Origin of the sequence: uncultured Photobacterium sp. (assembly GCF_947039875.1) — a bacterium.
In the GTDB taxonomy this organism is placed as follows: Bacteria; Pseudomonadota; Gammaproteobacteria; order Enterobacterales; family Vibrionaceae; genus Photobacterium.
Genome location: NZ_CAMRAN010000012.1, coordinates 1 through 14,643, shown reverse-complemented (window position 1 = coordinate 14,643; position 14,643 = coordinate 1). Strand labels below are relative to the sequence as shown.

The window sequence follows — 14,643 nt, the reverse complement described above, 5'->3', positions numbered from 1 at the left end:
TATGACCCCGCTACAAAAGCAAGTGCTTACTCACGTAGAGTGCTGTATCAAACAGGCGAACCAACGGCTTAATAAACGCTTAACGATACCTACGGTTAATTTTAATCAACGCGGTAAAATAGCGGGCACAGCCCATCTACAAAAATGGGAACTGCGCTTTAATCCTATTTTATTAACTGAAAACCCTGATGCGTTTCTTAATGAAGTGGTTGCTCATGAAGTTGCCCATTTAGTGGTATTTAAACACTTTGGTCGCGTTCGTCCGCATGGCCGTGAATGGCAAATAATCATGACTGAAGTTTTCAATGTCGCCCCCAAAACTACTCACAACTTTAATGTTAGTTCAGTAGCAGGAACAACATTTATTTACCACTGCCAGTGTAGTGAATACCCACTAACCATTCGCCGCCATAATAAGGTTTTGCGAGGCCAAGCCAGTTACCATTGCCGTAAATGTCGCCAACCGCTACAGCTCAAAGCATCGTAATTTGAAGCGTATTTAAACGACCTTCCTGATTTTTATTATTCGTTCCTCGCCACACTGATTTTTCCCCTCTCTTCTGTCGTTAACCATGATAATATATTTTATCACCCAACAATTACTACAGATGACCGCATCATGAGAATTCCACGAATTTACCACCCACAACCTTTACCTAGCCAAGGTACGGTTATGCTTAGCGACGATGCGGCTAACCATGTTGGCCGTGTAATGCGGATGCAAGTTGGGCAACAGGTATTACTGTTTGATGGCAGTAATGTAGAGTTCCCTGCTGTTATTAGTAGCGCCAGCAAAAAAAGTGTTGCAGTTGAGATTCAAGCGCGTGTGGAACATAGCATTGAATCACCATTAGATATTCACTTAGGTCAAGTGATTTCACGTGGTGATAAAATGGAATTCACCATTCAAAAATCGGTTGAACTGGGTGTGAATACTATTACGCCACTGATTTCAGAGCGTTGTGGCGTTAAACTCAATGCTGAACGTTTTGAGAAGAAACTTGAACAATGGCAGAAAATCGCAATTGCAGCCTGTGAACAATGTGGCCGTAATGTCGTACCCACCATTCGCCCAGTAATGAAGCTGGAGCAATGGTGTGCTGAAGAATATGACGGTTTAAAACTAAATTTACATCCGCGAGCGCACTATTCAATTAACACCCTTCCGACCCCAGTAACCAAAGTACGGTTATTGATCGGTCCTGAAGGTGGCTTGTCAGCTGAAGAGATCAGCATGACAGAGCAATATAAATTCGACGAAATTTTATTAGGCCCACGTGTGTTACGCACTGAGACTACCGCAATGACAGCCATTACCGCACTGCAAGTTCGCTTTGGTGATCTTGGCTGAGTAATCAGGAGAAAACAATGATCAAGCTAGGTATTGTGATGGACCCTATCGAGTCTATCAATATCAAAAAAGATTCGACCTTTGCCATGATGATGGAAGCTCAACGTCGTGGTTGGGAATTACACTACATGGAAATGAGTGATCTTTCTTTAGAGCAAGGTGTCGCAATTGCACGTACACGCACTGTCACTGTAAAAAAAGATCCAAACAACTGGTTTGAATTCCATAATGAGCAAGAGATTCCACTCGCGGATCTTGATGCGGTATTAATGCGAAAAGATCCTCCGTTTGATACTGAATACATTTATGCGACTTACATTCTTGAGCGTGCAGAAGATAACGGTGCATTAATCGTTAACAAACCGCAAAGCCTACGTGATTGTAATGAAAAATTATTTACCGCATGGTTCCCAGAGCTAACGCCAACCACGATTGTGACCCGTCGTGCCGACAAACTAAAAGCATTCCATAAAGAACACGGTGATGTGATCCTAAAACCGCTTGATGGCATGGGTGGTTCGTCTATCTTTCGCGTAATGAAAAATGATCCTAACGTATCGGTGATCATCGAAACGCTAACCGCAATGGGTCAAAACTACTGTATGGCACAAACATTCGTGCCTGATATCAGTAACGGTGATAAGCGTATTTTAGTAGTTGATGGCGAACCAATGCCATACTGCCTTGCGCGTATTCCTGCTAAAGGTGAAACTCGCGGTAATCTTGCTGCTGGCGGTCGTGGTGAAGCGCGTCCAATTAGCGACACCGATCGTAAAATTGCAGAAACAGTAGCGCCAATTTTAAAACAGAAAGGCCTGATCTTTGTTGGCCTTGATGTCATTGGTGACAAGCTAACTGAAATTAACGTAACCAGCCCAACCTGTATTTGTGAAATTGAAGCTGCATTTGATATTTCTATCACAGGTAAATTAATGGATGCGATTGAACGCCGTATTAACGCTAACTAAGATCACCTAAGCGCTAAACATCAGCCATAATCAAACCAAGAACGCAGCGATTATTTTTTATCGCTGCTTTTTATTATCAACACCATCATCGGTGCTGACGTGTATTTAATGGTGTTGTAAATGAACCTGACCAATTATTTTCTAGTGGCAATGCCCACTATGGAAGATCCAAATTTTAAGCATAGTGTCATTTATGTTTGTGAACATAATGATGAAGGTGCAATGGGTATCATCATTAATCAGCCGATTGAAATTTCAATTGTCGACATGCTTGATCAAATTAATATTGAACGTACACAACCATTAATTGACCCGATAAGTATTGAAGCGCCTGTACTTAATGGCGGGCCTGTCGCAGAAGATCGCGGCTTTGTATTACACTCGATTTCAGCTGATTATAACTCCAGTATTACTATCACGCCTCAACTTGCCGTTACCACTTCATTAGATATTTTGGCTCAACTGGGCACCCAGCAAGCACCACAACAGTTTATTGTGGCCCTTGGTTATGCGGGTTGGGATGTCGGTCAACTTGAGCAAGAATTAGCGAATAATAATTGGCTAACCATTGAAGCAGATAGCGATATTATTTTTTCCACTCCGATAGATCAGCGCTGGCAGCAAGCCCTTGCAAAATTGGGTATTAGCCCAGCGAATCTGTCATCAGATATAGGCCATGCATGAGTCAATCTCGCAGCGTATTAAGCTTTGATTACGGCACCAAAAGTATTGGTGTTGCTATCGGTCAAGAACTTACTGGTACTGCCAGTCCCCTCGCCGCTTTAAAAGCCAAAGATGGTATTCCTAATTGGGATGACATTGAAAAGATCCTTAAAGAATGGCAACCCGATTTAATCGTGGTGGGATTACCATTAGATCTTGAAGGTAAAGAACTAGAAACTATCGCACCACGGGCCAAGAAATTTGCTAATCGTATTCATGGTCGATTTGGTTACGCGGTTGAATTGCACGATGAACGTTTAAGTACAGTGGAAGCAAAAGCAGAGTTATTTGAACGCGGTGGTTATCGTTCATTAAGTAAAGGTAACATCGATTCACAATCAGCCGTGGTCATTTTAGAAAGCTGGTTTGAACGTCAATATGGCGCTTAATTTCATCTGATTTATCCTTTCAAAAAATCGGTTAAAAAAAACAGATAAAAAAGACAAACGTTCTTTCTCGTTTGTCTTTTTTATGCAGTACAGCTTTCGTTAGTAAGATCATCGTAAAGCTGACAGCTTATTTCTACAATATTTTCATTCACTGCTCAAACCGCATTATTACTCGCTTGATCAGCTTGTACAGCTTTTTGATCACTTAAACTCAAAAGCTACATTTAAGATCTAACCTCGCACCATCAACCAACAAAAACATTAAAAAATCAAATAATTAAAATAGAATGCATTTTTTAATATAATTATTAGCAATATTCCCATGATGATCCTTTACTAAAAGGATCATCATAGGCTTTAATTTTTTTCAAGCGTGACTCCCGATAAACTACTTAACGGCTGAACGCTGTGATCTCCCACTTTTATCATCAATCGTAAATCATTAGCTGAGTCGGCATGATAAAGTGCATCTTGCTCGCTGATCTTTCCTTCACTAAATAACGCATATAATGATTGGTCAAAAGTTATCATGCCCGCATCGGTCGATTTAGCCATCACACCTTTAATTTCATACAGATCACCACGGCGAATCAAATCAGCAACGCGCGGTGTATTAAGCAGTAATTCATACACACCATGACGCCCCACCCCATTCGCATCAGCCACTAACTGCTGCGCCAAAATACATTTAAGATTAAGAGATAAATCAAATAAAAATTGATCTCGTCGTTCTTTAGGCACTAAATGCAAAATACGTTCTAATGCCTGATTAGCATTATTGGCATGCAAAGTTGCCATACATAAGTGCCCTGTCTCAGCAAAATTCATCGCGTATTCCATGGTTTCACGGGTACGAATTTCACCGATTAAAATCATATCTGGCGCTTGACGTAAGGAGTTTTTTAGCGCCACTTCATAACTGGCAGTGTCCAGTCCAACTTCACGCTGAGTCACAATGCATTTGTTGTGCTTGTGAACAAATTCAATCGGATCTTCAACCGTTAAAATATGACCACTTCGATGTTGATTTCGATAGCCAGTCATTGCCGCCATCGAGGTTGATTTACCCGAGCCTGTCGCTCCAACAATTAACACTAAACCCCGTTTTGATAATGCCAACCGTTCCATCTCAATCGGTAACTGCAAATCACTTATTTTTGGTATTTGAGTTTCAATACGGCGGATCACCATCCCGGGTAATTCTCGTTGCCAAAAAGCACTGACACGAAATCGATGTCCATTACGTACTAAAGCAAAATTAGCTTCTTTAGTACTGATAAATTTTTGTCTAATATTGGTGTCCATCGCTTGATCAAACAAACTATCGATATCATCACGGTTTAATACCTTGCCAATATCATGCAGATTGCTGTCAATTTTTAATAAACACGCAGAATCAACCGTAATATATAAGTCAGAGGCTTTTTTAATAACAACTTGATCAAGAATGTCATCTAACGTCATGCAACTATTCATTTATTTAAAATCCACGTTGATTGCTATCAAGAATACGACGTCCTTCTTCGGCTTCTACCATTCCTTGTGCCACCAGCATTTTTACACTTTGTTCCATCGTCTGCATACCAAGGGATGAGCCGGTTTGAATCATCGAATACATCTGAGCAATTTTATCTTCACGGATTAAATTTCGAATCGCAGGCGTTGCCATCATCACCTCATGACAAGCAACACGCCCACCAGAAGTGCACTTCAATAAATTTTGTGCCACAACCGCGCGTAATGATTCTGACAACATTGAACGTACCATCGATTTATCATTACCAGGAAAGACATCAATAATACGGTCAACGGTTTTAGCCGCTGAACTAGTATGCAGAGTACCTAATACTAAATGACCAGTTTCAGCTGCCGTTAACGCCAAACTAATGGTTTCTTGATCGCGCAACTCACCCACCACAATCACATCGGGATCTTCACGTAATGATGACCGTAATGCATTTTGGAAACTGAGTGTATCGCGATGCACTTCACGTTGGTTGATCAGACAACTTTTACTGGTATGGACAAATTCAATCGGATCTTCAATCGTCAATATATGGCGTTGATAGTTGCTATTGATGTAATCTACTAAAGCCGCGATGGTGGTTGATTTACCAGAGCCCGTTGAGCCCGTCACCAGTACTAAGCCACGGTTAAGCTGCGCAATATCATAAAAAACCTCCGGCACATTCAGTGATGCTAAAGTAGGGATATTAACAGGGATAGTTCGTAGTACAGCAGAAGCACCACGTGACTGATGAAAAGCATTAACTCTAAAACGACCAATGTCGGGTAATTCAAAAGAAAAATCGACTTCTAATTTTTCTTCATATTCTCGACGCTGAGCATCGTTCATAATATCAAAAATTAGTTGATGCACTTCACTGTGAGTTAAAGCAGGTAAACTGAGCTTTCTCACATCACCATCGACTCTTATTATTGGTGGAACACCTGCAGAAAGGTGCAGATCTGATGCATTATGCTTTACACTAAAATCGAGTAATTCGGTAATATCCATAAACAACTTTCCTCAAGAATTAATTATGAACAGTATTAAGCAAAATATTACACAGGTCATCAATGAGATAGCACTCGCAACTGAAAAATGCGGTAGAAACATCGATTCAGTGCAACTGCTAGCAGTAACTAAAACTAAGCCCGTTACTGCAATCGAACAAGCGATTGACGCCGGTCTATTTGCTTTTGGTGAAAACTACGTTCAGGAAGGGGTTGATAAAGTTAATTATTTTGCGAATCATCCCATCGCAAAACAATTAGTTTGGCATTTTATTGGTCCCATTCAATCAAATAAAACTCGCCCAATTGCTGAGCATTTTGATTGGGTTCATTCAATTGATCGCCTAAAAACAGCAACCCGTTTAAATGCACAACGACCAACAACAATGGCACCGTTAAATGTGTTGTTACAAGTTAATACTAGCGGTGAAGCAAGTAAATCAGGCATTTCTGCTAATGACGTTATAGAGCTCGCTGCAGCCATTGCAACCATGCCTCAATTAGTTTTACGCGGATTAATGTCGATTCCACAACCAGAAACCGATTATGATAGCCAATTTGCCGCATTTGAAAAATTGGCAGATTTATTAGAGCAACTGAAACCACACCATCCGCAGCTTGATACGCTATCAATGGGTATGAGTAGCGACATGGAAGCTGCTATTGCAGCAGGTAGTACTATGGTTCGAATTGGTACTGCTCTGTTTGGTGCGCGTGATTATAGCAACCAAGCCTAATCTAATAATGGTTTTTAAACCCTAACAATAGTTTTTTAATAACGGTCAACGACTCAGCCGACTTGTTTGCACGTCGTACCAACAGCAAAGGATATTACATGGAACAACGTTCTATCGCCTTTATCGGTGCCGGTAATATGGCACGTTCAATCATCGCAGGGTTAATTGCCAGTGGTTATGACGCGAGTAAAATTACGGCTACCGCACCAAGAAAAACCCGTCTCGCACCGTTAAACGCTGATTTTGGTATTCATACCGATAATGATAACCTACGTGCAGCGCAACAAGCTGATGTCATCGTACTGGCAGTCAAACCACAATTAATGGCCGAAGTGTGTTTGCCATTGCAAGCGGTAGATTTCAGTAATAAATTAGTGATCTCTATTGCTGCTGGTATTAATAGTGCGCGGCTAGCAACCATGCTTGATAGCCAATTACACTTAGTACGCGTAATGCCAAACACACCAGCATTAATTGGTAAAGGCATGAGCGGTTTATATGCAGATGCAACATTAGCGCCGCAAGATCATCAGTTTGCCAGCCAGCTATTACAAGCCGTCGGGGAAATTTGCTGGGTTAAACAAGAAGCAGATATCAATGGTATTATTGCGGCAGCAGGCAGTGCGCCCGCTTACTTCTTCTTGTTTATGGAAGCGATTCAACAGCAAGCGATGGCACAAGGTTTTGATGAACAAACAGCACGACTGCTCGTTCAACAAACCGCATTAGGCGCAGCAGAGATGGTGCAAGCAAATCCTGACACGGATCTGGCTACACTACGTCAGCAAGTGACTTCTAAAGGTGGCACTACAGCAGAAGCGATTAATACGTTCAATCAGCATCATTTAACAGAAATCGTGGCTAAAGCAATGCAAGCTACTGTTGCTCGTGCTCAAGAAATGGAACAATTGTTTTAAGGTTTAATTATGAATTCACTCGCTTTTTTAATTACCACAGTCTTTGATCTCTATATCATGATTGTGTTGCTACGTGTTTGGTTACAATGGTCACGAGCAGATTTTTATAACCCGTTCTCACAATTTATTGTCAAAGCAACTCAACCAGTTGTGGCACCGCTACGTCGTGTGATCCCATCAGTGGGTTCATTTGATATGGCAACCATCTTGTTTGGTTACCTATTGTGTGTGGCTAAGTTTGTTTTACTGCAATTGGCGCTAACAGGTGGAGCATCAGCATTTAGTCCAATGTTCTTATTCTTTGGTCTATTAGCATTCTTAAAAGCCGCTGGCGGTTTATTATTCTGGGTACTATTAATTCGTGCCATTTTAAGTTGGGTAAGCCAAGGTCGCAGCCCAATGGAATATGTCATGCACCAACTAACAGAACCACTAATGGCACCGATTCGTCGCGTTCTGCCAGCGATGGGTGGTCTTGATTTAAGTATTCTGGTGATCTTCTTAGGCTTGCAGTTTGCTAACTATTTAATGGGTGATTTAATTGGTCCAATTTGGTTCCAGTTATGAGTGATAATGCTGTATTTCGCCAAGGTGATGATGTCGTTATTCGACTTTACATTCAACCTAAAGCCAGCCGTGATCAAATAGTTGGTCTGCATGGTGGTGAAGTTAAAATTGCCATTACAGCCCCCCCTGTTGATGGTAAAGCGAATGCACATTTAGCCAAATACTTAGCCAAGCAATTTAAAGTAGCAAAAGGATTAGTGCACGTGGAAAAAGGCTTTCAAGGTCGCCATAAGCAAATCCGTATCGAAGATCCTAAGCAGATCCCTGAAACTATCGCTAATTTAATGCAATAGCTTTGCTGCCAGTTACTATTGTTAAAAAAGCGAATATCATTCTGATGTTCGCTTTTTTTATATTCAATCATCCCTCATAACATAACCTTGCTGAGTGCTCGACTTTGTTATTATTCCCACAACGGCTATCATAGCGGTCATTAACGAATGAACGTTTTCAAAAGGCATCAATATGAGCAAACTGGTACTGGCAACAGGCAATCAAGGCAAAGTAAAAGAAATGGCTTCCCTACTTGCTGACTTTGGATTTGATGTGGTCGCTCAAAGCGATTTTAATGTTTCAGAAGTAGCAGAAACAGGCACCACGTTTATTGAAAATGCGATCATCAAAGCGCGCCATGCTGCCAAAGAAATCGGTTGTGCTGCGATTGCTGATGATTCAGGACTTGAGGTTGATTTCCTACAAGGTGCGCCGGGTATTTATTCAGCTCGTTTTGCCGGTGAAGGTGCAACGGATGCCGAAAACATTGATAAATTACTTGCAGCAATGGACGGTGTTCCAGAAGCACAACGTAGTGCGCGTTTCCATTGTGTCTTAGTGATGATGCGTCACAAAAATGATCCAACGCCTCTTGTGTGTCATGGCTCGTGGGAAGGTAGTATTTTAACTGAACGTCATGGCGACAATGGCTTTGGTTATGATCCGATTTTCTGGGTACCTGAAGATCAATGTGCTTCAGCGCAACTTGACCCAAGTCGTAAAAAGCAACTATCACACCGTGGTAAAGCACTTCAACAACTTTTCAGTGCACTAAAAGGCTAACTCATGCTTGTTCCTCCACCACTCAGCTTATATGTTCACATTCCTTGGTGTGTCCAAAAGTGCCCCTATTGCGACTTTAATTCGCATGCGCTAAAAACTGAATTGCCAGAACTTGATTATATTGATGCGCTCATTGATGATCTCGAAACCGATCTGATGGCATATCAATTAGTGAATGGTCAACGACCACTGCATTCAATTTTTATTGGTGGTGGTACGCCAAGTTTAATTTCTCCCTCTGAAATTGGTCGCTTACTGGCCGCCATTGAAAGCCGTATTCCATTTAGTGACACTATTGAAATCACCATGGAAGCCAATCCGGGCACGGTTGAAGCCGGACGTTTTGACGGTTATCGTCAAGCAGGGGTAAACCGAATTTCAATTGGCATTCAAAGTTTCCAAGACGATAAATTACAGCGTTTAGGCCGTATTCATGGCAGTCAAGAAGCAATTAAAGCGATTGAACTGGCAAAACTTGCCGAATTAAACAGTTTTAATACTGATCTGATGCATGGCTTACCTGATCAATCGATTGCTGATGCGATCAGCGATCTTAAACAAGCGATCGCACTCGATCCACCGCATCTGTCTTGGTATCAACTTACGATTGAACCCAATACCCTCTATTACTCAAAACCACCAACATTGCCTGATGACGATGATTTATGGGATATTTTTGAGCAAGGTCATGCCTTGCTAACTGCTGCGGGTTACCAGCAATATGAAATTTCTGGTTACAGTAAGCCCGGAAAGCAATGCCAACATAATCTTAATTATTGGCGCTTTGGCGATTACTTAGGTATTGGCTGTGGCGCGCATGGAAAAATCAGTTTTGATGATGGGCGTATTATTCGTACCGTAAAGGTCAAACATCCTCGTGGATATTTACAAGCGGATAAGCCTTATTTAAGCGAGCAAATTGCGGTGGCTGATAGCGAACGTCCATTTGAGTTTTTCATGAACAGATTTCGATTATTAGAAGCGTGTCCAAAGCAAGACTTCATTGATCGTACTGGTTTACCGTTGACGATCATTGAAGCCAATATTGATTGGGCAATTGAGCAAAATTATTTACAAGATAATGGCGATCAGTGGCAGATCACTGAGCATGGTAAATTATTCTTAAATGATTTATTAGCCGCTTTTGTTGAAGATGATGAGTAGTTAACCCACCGAATTATTGTTCAGCATAACCTCAAAAAATAATCATAAAAAAGCGATATCCCCCAGTGAATCGCTTTTTTTAGTCATCTGTAATCAAAGCTAACCCCAAAAATAAAAATCTTATTCTAAACTGACACTCCGCCAATTTTTCAATGCTGGGATCTGTTGTCGAATTTGATTTTCTTTATCAATACGCACCGCTGCAAAATCACATAATGTCGTATCAATATGTTGACCATGAGATAAAACATATGGCAAATCAGTGGTGATCGTCTGATAGTATTGTGCCAATAATTCAGTTTGTTGTGGGGCTAAATTTACTTTATGAATATCAAAATAAAGCTGACCATTATCTTTAATCGTAAAGGTCTGTGTGTCTTGCTCTAGTATTAATTTTTCATCGGTAAAACTGACATTATTTTGCCACAATGGCTGACACTCGACAGCCATAACGGATGAACTCATGCTCAATCCAAATAATAACCCACAACCATTTTTTATATATTGTTTAATATTCATAAATAATACTCGCTTCCCTGAAAAAGTGGGTTGCGACATATCATTTCGATATCTACCCACTAAAAAATAGAACGTCCAATCCGTGCTGATAACTTTTCTAATGCTGCGGTACCCACCAGAGAATTCCCTGATTGATCCAATTCTGGCGACCACACCGCGATTGTCATTTCTCCCGGTACAATCGCGACAATACCGCCACCAACACCTGATTTACCCGGCATACCAACGCGGTAAGCAAACTCTCCCGCGCCATCATATAACCCGCATGTCGCAAGCAATGCATTTATATGCTTACTTTGAGTTTGGCTAATAATTGGCATTTTTGCACCTAAAGGCTGACCTTTATTTGCTAAATAAGAAAATGTACGCGCTAAATCGACGCAACTCATTTTTAATGCACAGTAGCTAAAGTAGTTATTTAACACTGGCATGACTTCATTATTGAAGTTACCAAATGACCGCATCAGATAAGCAATCGAAGCATTACGATCACTGTGTTGCATCTCTGAGTTCGCTACAATTTTGTCGTAAACAATCTGTGGGTTACAGGATAATTCACGTACTAATTCAAGCATGCGATATTGCGGCGCACACAAGCGGCTATACAACATGTCAGAAATCACAATCGCCCCGGGATTAATAAATGGATTTCGAGGAATACCATTTTCTAATTCCAACTGAATCATTGAATTAAATGCCTGACCTGAAGGCTCTTTCCCTACTCGCGCCCATAACTCATCGGGTTCATAAAGTGCCATCGCTAATGTCAGTGATAAAACTTTGGAGATTGATTGAATAGAAAAGCTTTCTTGGCTATCGCCAGCTTGAATAATTTCACCATCGTTATAACACACAGCGATGCCTAATTTATTCGCAGGAACTTCAGCTAAAGCTGGAATATAGTTAGCGACTTTCCCTTGACCAATCAATGGTCTAACTTCATCTAAAATGCCATTGAGTAAGGTCTCTGTCGGCTTCATTTATTTCATCTCCAATAACAAAAAAGCCAACAAAAGTTGGCTTTCTAAATAAATAACGCAATCACTGCTGTCACCCTACTCGACGGTCACAGCAATCTCTGCAATTATTCAGTACGCATGTACTTCATATCCCATACGCCATGACCTAGGCGATGACCACGTGCTTCAAACTTGGTTAAAGGACGATCTTCAGGGCGAACAATGTAAGCACCATCAGTGGCAGTGTTTTTGTAGCCAGGTGCCGCATCCATTACTTCAACCATATGCTCTGCGTAGTTTTCCCAATCAGTTGCCATATGGAAAATACCACCAATTTTAAGCTTTTTACGTAGCATCTCAGCAAATTCAGGCTGAACAATACGGCGCTTATGGTGACGTGCTTTATGCCATGGGTCAGGGAAGAACAACTGTACCATATCAAGGCTGCCATCAGGGATCATGTGTTCAAACACTTCCACACCGTCATGACACATTACGCGTAAGTTAGTTAAATTAGCCGCTTCAGCGCCCATTAAACAGTGACCAACACCTGGACTATGAACTTCAATACCCACATAGTTTTTCTCTGGCGCAGCTTGTGCCATTTCAACTAATGATGCACCCATGCCAAAGCCAATTTCTAACACAACTGGCGCTTCACGGTTAAAGACTTGTGTCCAGTCAAGCATTTCAGTGGCGAAATCAATACCCATGGCTGGCCAGTTTTTTTCCATCGCATGTTCTTGACCCTTGGTTAAACGGCCTTCACGACGAACAAAACTACGGATCTTACGAACCATTTTGCCTTCATCGGTAAATTCAGTCAGAGTTACGTCACCTGACTTTTTTGAAACTTCGCTCATGCTAACTATCCAAACAAAAAAAGAAACGGAACGGCATTATCCAAACTTATAGGCTCAATTCAAGTCTATCAAGTGTGACAATCGCCAGTTTATGATGCAACCTTAGTCAATAACGTCATTATAGACGCCATAACATTGATGACTTGCAGTATAAGGGATCGTTCCCACGGACTCCAACTTTCCGCAAGCTCATTCAACAATAAAGCGCAACCTGACATTTTTTCATGTCTATAAGTAAAGTGAGCCCAACGTGAGTACAGCTTTTTCCGACGCTATTTTAGCGTGGTATGACAAATTCGGCCGTAAAACCCTGCCATGGCAACATCAAAAGACGCCCTATAAAGTCTGGTTATCTGAAATCATGTTACAACAAACTCAAGTTGCTACCGTGATCCCTTATTTTGAACGTTTTATGGCACGCTTTCCAACGGTGACAGATTTAGCCGCTGCCGAGCAAGATGAAGTACTGCATTTATGGACCGGCCTAGGCTATTACGCTCGTGCTCGTAATCTTCACAAAGCAGCCCAATTAATTGTCGCTGAGCATAATGGTGAATTTCCGACAACGATTGCAGACGTTGAAGCCCTGCCCGGTATCGGACGCTCAACGGCTGGCGCGGTATTATCGCTATCATTAAACCAACACCACCCTATTTTAGATGGCAATGTTAAGCGTACTCTTGCTCGTTGCTATGCGATTGAAGGCTGGCCGGGGAAAAAAACCGTTGAAAATGCATTGTGGGACATCGCAACTGAAAATACACCAGCCATTGGCGTGGAACGTTACAACCAAGCGATGATGGATATGGGCGCGATGATTTGTACTCGTAGCAAACCTAAATGCGATTTGTGCCCCATTGAGGCCCAATGTATTGCTAAAGCCCAACAGCGCCAAACTGAATTTCCAGGCAAAAAACCTAAAAAAGTAATGCCAGAAAAACAAACTTGGTTCGCGATTTTACGTTATGGCGACAAAGTATGGCTTGAACAGCGGCCACAAGTGGGGATTTGGGGTGGCTTATGGTGTTTCCCTCAACATGACAATGACGATCTTGATGATTTGCTGTTACAGCAGCTCGGACAACCTCAAACCATGATCGCCAACCAACAGCAACTCATTGCATTCAGACACACATTTAGTCATTATCACCTTGATATTGTGCCAGTTTTATTTACCTTAAACACTCTTCCAAAGGTGGTTCATGAGCGCCAAGGGCAATGGTATGATCTGCATGATCCCGCTAAAATTGGTCTCGCAGCGCCAGTGCAAAAGATCCTTGATGGATTATTATACCCTCAATAATTACACGGTTGTTATTACAGTCTCGACCCTAGCCGCTACAGGCCGAGTCTGGTATAACTATTACTATAAATACAGCTATCCCGCTGTAATTTAATAATGAATGCATAAGGAATATTCCATGAGCCGTACTGTTTTTTGTGTTCGTCTACAGCAAGAAGCTGAAGGTCTAGATTTTCAATTGTACCCAGGTGAACTTGGCCAACGCATTTTTGATACGGTATCAAAGCAGGCATGGGCACAATGGCAAGCAAAGCAAACTATGCTGATCAATGAAAAAAAATTGAATATGATGAATCCTGAACATCGCCAGTTACTTGAGACAGAAATGGTCAATTTTTTGTTTGAAGGTAAAGATGTCGTAATTGATGGTTACACACCACCTACAAAATAATATTAAGATCAAAGAGATATTCCGCCGTGACTCAAACGGCGGAAAACATTAAAAAAAGTAAAAAATCAAACCACAACGAACAAAAAGTCAACACTCAAATATAATAATCATTTTTTATTAAAAAAAGGGTTGACGAAAAGGCTCAAAAACCTTTTAATAGCGCCCCGTTGCCTTGATAGCTCAGTCGGTAGAGCAGAGGATTGAAAATCCTCGTGTCGG

18 protein-coding genes are annotated in these 14,643 nt (G+C 41.4%); 13 read left to right on the top strand and 5 right to left on the bottom strand.

Features of this window, described 5'->3' with window-relative positions; all coding sequences use genetic code 11:
• Nucleotide 1 precedes the first annotated feature (1 nt).
• The 5 genes from Q0V26_RS06230 (at nt 2) to ruvX (ending at nt 3,431) form a co-directional block, all read left to right on the top strand.
• Nucleotides 2-487, top strand: coding sequence for a SprT family zinc-dependent metalloprotease (locus Q0V26_RS06230; protein WP_297479388.1), 486 nt, complete (start codon nt 2-4; stop codon nt 485-487).
• 132 nt (nt 488-619) lie between these two features.
• Nucleotides 620-1,351 carry a 16S rRNA (uracil(1498)-N(3))-methyltransferase gene (rsmE, locus tag Q0V26_RS06225; RefSeq protein WP_297479385.1) on the top strand — a complete coding sequence of 244 codons (732 nt, stop codon included), beginning with the start codon at nt 620-622 and terminating at the stop codon, nt 1,349-1,351.
• Nucleotides 1,352-1,368: 17 nt separating this feature from the next.
• Nucleotides 1,369-2,319 (top strand): glutathione synthase, encoded by a 951-nt coding sequence (gene gshB / locus Q0V26_RS06220; RefSeq protein ID WP_297479383.1) that lies wholly within the window; start codon nt 1,369-1,371, stop codon nt 2,317-2,319.
• Nucleotides 2,320-2,439: 120 nt separating this feature from the next.
• Nucleotides 2,440-3,003: a YqgE/AlgH family protein gene (locus Q0V26_RS06215; protein ID WP_080158257.1), complete on the top strand. Its 564-nt coding sequence runs from the start codon at nt 2,440-2,442 to the stop codon at nt 3,001-3,003.
• On the top strand, nt 3,000-3,431 hold the full coding sequence (gene ruvX / locus Q0V26_RS06210) for a Holliday junction resolvase RuvX (protein WP_297479380.1): 432 nt from the start codon (nt 3,000-3,002) through the stop codon (nt 3,429-3,431). The genes Q0V26_RS06215 and ruvX overlap by 4 nt, the downstream gene beginning before the upstream one ends.
• A 357-nt stretch (nt 3,432-3,788) precedes the next feature.
• Here ruvX and Q0V26_RS06205 read toward each other — a convergent pair whose 3' ends face one another.
• A complete protein-coding gene (locus Q0V26_RS06205; RefSeq protein WP_297479556.1) occupies nt 3,789-4,895 on the bottom strand; it encodes a PilT/PilU family type 4a pilus ATPase in 1,107 nt (368 codons plus the stop codon).
• A gap of 16 nt (nt 4,896-4,911) precedes the next feature.
• Nucleotides 4,912-5,949, bottom strand: a complete 1,038-nt coding sequence (locus tag Q0V26_RS06200) for a type IV pilus twitching motility protein PilT (RefSeq protein WP_297479377.1) — start codon at nt 5,947-5,949, stop codon at nt 4,912-4,914.
• A 25-nt stretch (nt 5,950-5,974) separates the two neighbouring features.
• Here Q0V26_RS06200 and Q0V26_RS06195 point away from each other — a divergent pair, with 25 nt between their 5' ends.
• The 6 genes from Q0V26_RS06195 to hemW all read left to right on the top strand — a co-directional run bounded on the left by Q0V26_RS06195 (nt 5,975) and on the right by hemW (nt 10,389).
• On the top strand, nt 5,975-6,685 hold the full coding sequence (locus Q0V26_RS06195) for a YggS family pyridoxal phosphate-dependent enzyme (RefSeq protein WP_297479374.1): 711 nt from the start codon (nt 5,975-5,977) through the stop codon (nt 6,683-6,685).
• Nucleotides 6,686-6,783: 98 nt separating this feature from the next.
• Nucleotides 6,784-7,602 (top strand): pyrroline-5-carboxylate reductase, encoded by an 819-nt coding sequence (gene proC, locus Q0V26_RS06190; RefSeq protein ID WP_297479371.1) that lies wholly within the window; start codon nt 6,784-6,786, stop codon nt 7,600-7,602.
• Between the two features lie 9 nt (nt 7,603-7,611).
• Nucleotides 7,612-8,169 carry a YggT family protein gene (locus Q0V26_RS06185; protein WP_080158262.1) on the top strand — a complete coding sequence of 186 codons (558 nt, stop codon included), beginning with the start codon at nt 7,612-7,614 and terminating at the stop codon, nt 8,167-8,169.
• On the top strand, nt 8,166-8,462 hold the full coding sequence (gene yggU, locus Q0V26_RS06180) for a DUF167 family protein YggU (RefSeq protein WP_045037795.1): 297 nt from the start codon (nt 8,166-8,168) through the stop codon (nt 8,460-8,462). The genes Q0V26_RS06185 and yggU overlap by 4 nt, the downstream gene beginning before the upstream one ends.
• Before the next feature lie 172 nt (nt 8,463-8,634).
• Nucleotides 8,635-9,225: an XTP/dITP diphosphatase gene (locus Q0V26_RS06175; protein ID WP_297479363.1), complete on the top strand. Its 591-nt coding sequence runs from the start codon at nt 8,635-8,637 to the stop codon at nt 9,223-9,225.
• A 3-nt stretch (nt 9,226-9,228) separates the two neighbouring features.
• Entirely contained in the window at nt 9,229-10,389 is a 1,161-nt protein-coding gene (gene hemW, locus Q0V26_RS06170; protein WP_297479360.1) for a radical SAM family heme chaperone HemW, read from the top strand.
• A gap of 120 nt (nt 10,390-10,509) precedes the next feature.
• Here the strand turns inward: hemW and Q0V26_RS06165 are convergent, their stop codons facing one another.
• The 3 genes from Q0V26_RS06165 to trmB all read right to left on the bottom strand — a co-directional run bounded on the left by Q0V26_RS06165 (nt 10,510) and on the right by trmB (nt 12,730).
• On the bottom strand, nt 10,510-10,854 hold the full coding sequence (locus tag Q0V26_RS06165; RefSeq protein WP_297479357.1) for a DUF2884 family protein: 345 nt from the start codon (nt 10,852-10,854) through the stop codon (nt 10,510-10,512).
• Nucleotides 10,855-10,967: 113 nt separating this feature from the next.
• Nucleotides 10,968-11,888, bottom strand: coding sequence for a glutaminase B (gene glsB / locus Q0V26_RS06160; protein WP_297479354.1), 921 nt, complete (start codon nt 11,886-11,888; stop codon nt 10,968-10,970).
• 104 nt (nt 11,889-11,992) lie between these two features.
• The gene (trmB, locus tag Q0V26_RS06155) at nt 11,993-12,730 is read right to left on the bottom strand and encodes a tRNA (guanosine(46)-N7)-methyltransferase TrmB (RefSeq protein WP_297479351.1); all 738 of its coding nucleotides are present in this window, start codon (nt 12,728-12,730) and stop codon (nt 11,993-11,995) included.
• Between the two features lie 250 nt (nt 12,731-12,980).
• On the opposite strand from trmB, the gene mutY reads away from it, so the two are divergent.
• Together mutY and Q0V26_RS06145 are read left to right on the top strand one after the other, a co-directional pair.
• The gene (gene mutY / locus Q0V26_RS06150; protein WP_297479349.1) at nt 12,981-14,033 is read left to right on the top strand and encodes an A/G-specific adenine glycosylase; all 1,053 of its coding nucleotides are present in this window, start codon (nt 12,981-12,983) and stop codon (nt 14,031-14,033) included.
• 118 nt (nt 14,034-14,151) lie between these two features.
• Entirely contained in the window at nt 14,152-14,424 is a 273-nt protein-coding gene (locus Q0V26_RS06145) for an oxidative damage protection protein (protein ID WP_297479347.1), read from the top strand.
• The last annotated feature ends 219 nt before the right edge of the window (nt 14,425-14,643 follow it).

Bases quoted from the DNA above. Each gene is read 5' to 3' on its own strand.
- Q0V26_RS06200 (WP_297479377.1), bottom strand. From the start codon at position 5,949: ATGGATATTACCGAATTACTCGATTTTAGTGTAAAGCATAATGCATCA.
- Q0V26_RS06165 (WP_297479357.1), bottom strand. From the start codon at position 10,854: ATGAGTTCATCCGTTATGGCTGTCGAGTGTCAGCCATTGTGGCAAAAT.
- Q0V26_RS06205 (WP_297479556.1), bottom strand. From the start codon at position 4,895: ATGACGTTAGATGACATTCTTGATCAAGTTGTTATTAAAAAAGCCTCT.
- yggU (WP_045037795.1), top strand. From the start codon at position 8,166: ATGAGTGATAATGCTGTATTTCGCCAAGGTGATGATGTCGTTATTCGA.
- Q0V26_RS06175 (WP_297479363.1), top strand. From the start codon at position 8,635: ATGAGCAAACTGGTACTGGCAACAGGCAATCAAGGCAAAGTAAAAGAA.
- Q0V26_RS06215 (WP_080158257.1), top strand. From the start codon at position 2,440: ATGAACCTGACCAATTATTTTCTAGTGGCAATGCCCACTATGGAAGAT.
- Q0V26_RS06230 (WP_297479388.1), top strand. From the start codon at position 2: ATGACCCCGCTACAAAAGCAAGTGCTTACTCACGTAGAGTGCTGTATC.
- gshB (WP_297479383.1), top strand. From the start codon at position 1,369: ATGATCAAGCTAGGTATTGTGATGGACCCTATCGAGTCTATCAATATC.
- glsB (WP_297479354.1), bottom strand. From the start codon at position 11,888: ATGAAGCCGACAGAGACCTTACTCAATGGCATTTTAGATGAAGTTAGA.
- trmB (WP_297479351.1), bottom strand. From the start codon at position 12,730: ATGAGCGAAGTTTCAAAAAAGTCAGGTGACGTAACTCTGACTGAATTT.
- Q0V26_RS06145 (WP_297479347.1), top strand. From the start codon at position 14,152: ATGAGCCGTACTGTTTTTTGTGTTCGTCTACAGCAAGAAGCTGAAGGT.
- hemW (WP_297479360.1), top strand. From the start codon at position 9,229: ATGCTTGTTCCTCCACCACTCAGCTTATATGTTCACATTCCTTGGTGT.
- ruvX (WP_297479380.1), top strand. From the start codon at position 3,000: ATGAGTCAATCTCGCAGCGTATTAAGCTTTGATTACGGCACCAAAAGT.
- Q0V26_RS06195 (WP_297479374.1), top strand. From the start codon at position 5,975: ATGAACAGTATTAAGCAAAATATTACACAGGTCATCAATGAGATAGCA.
- rsmE (WP_297479385.1), top strand. From the start codon at position 620: ATGAGAATTCCACGAATTTACCACCCACAACCTTTACCTAGCCAAGGT.
- Q0V26_RS06185 (WP_080158262.1), top strand. From the start codon at position 7,612: ATGAATTCACTCGCTTTTTTAATTACCACAGTCTTTGATCTCTATATC.
- proC (WP_297479371.1), top strand. From the start codon at position 6,784: ATGGAACAACGTTCTATCGCCTTTATCGGTGCCGGTAATATGGCACGT.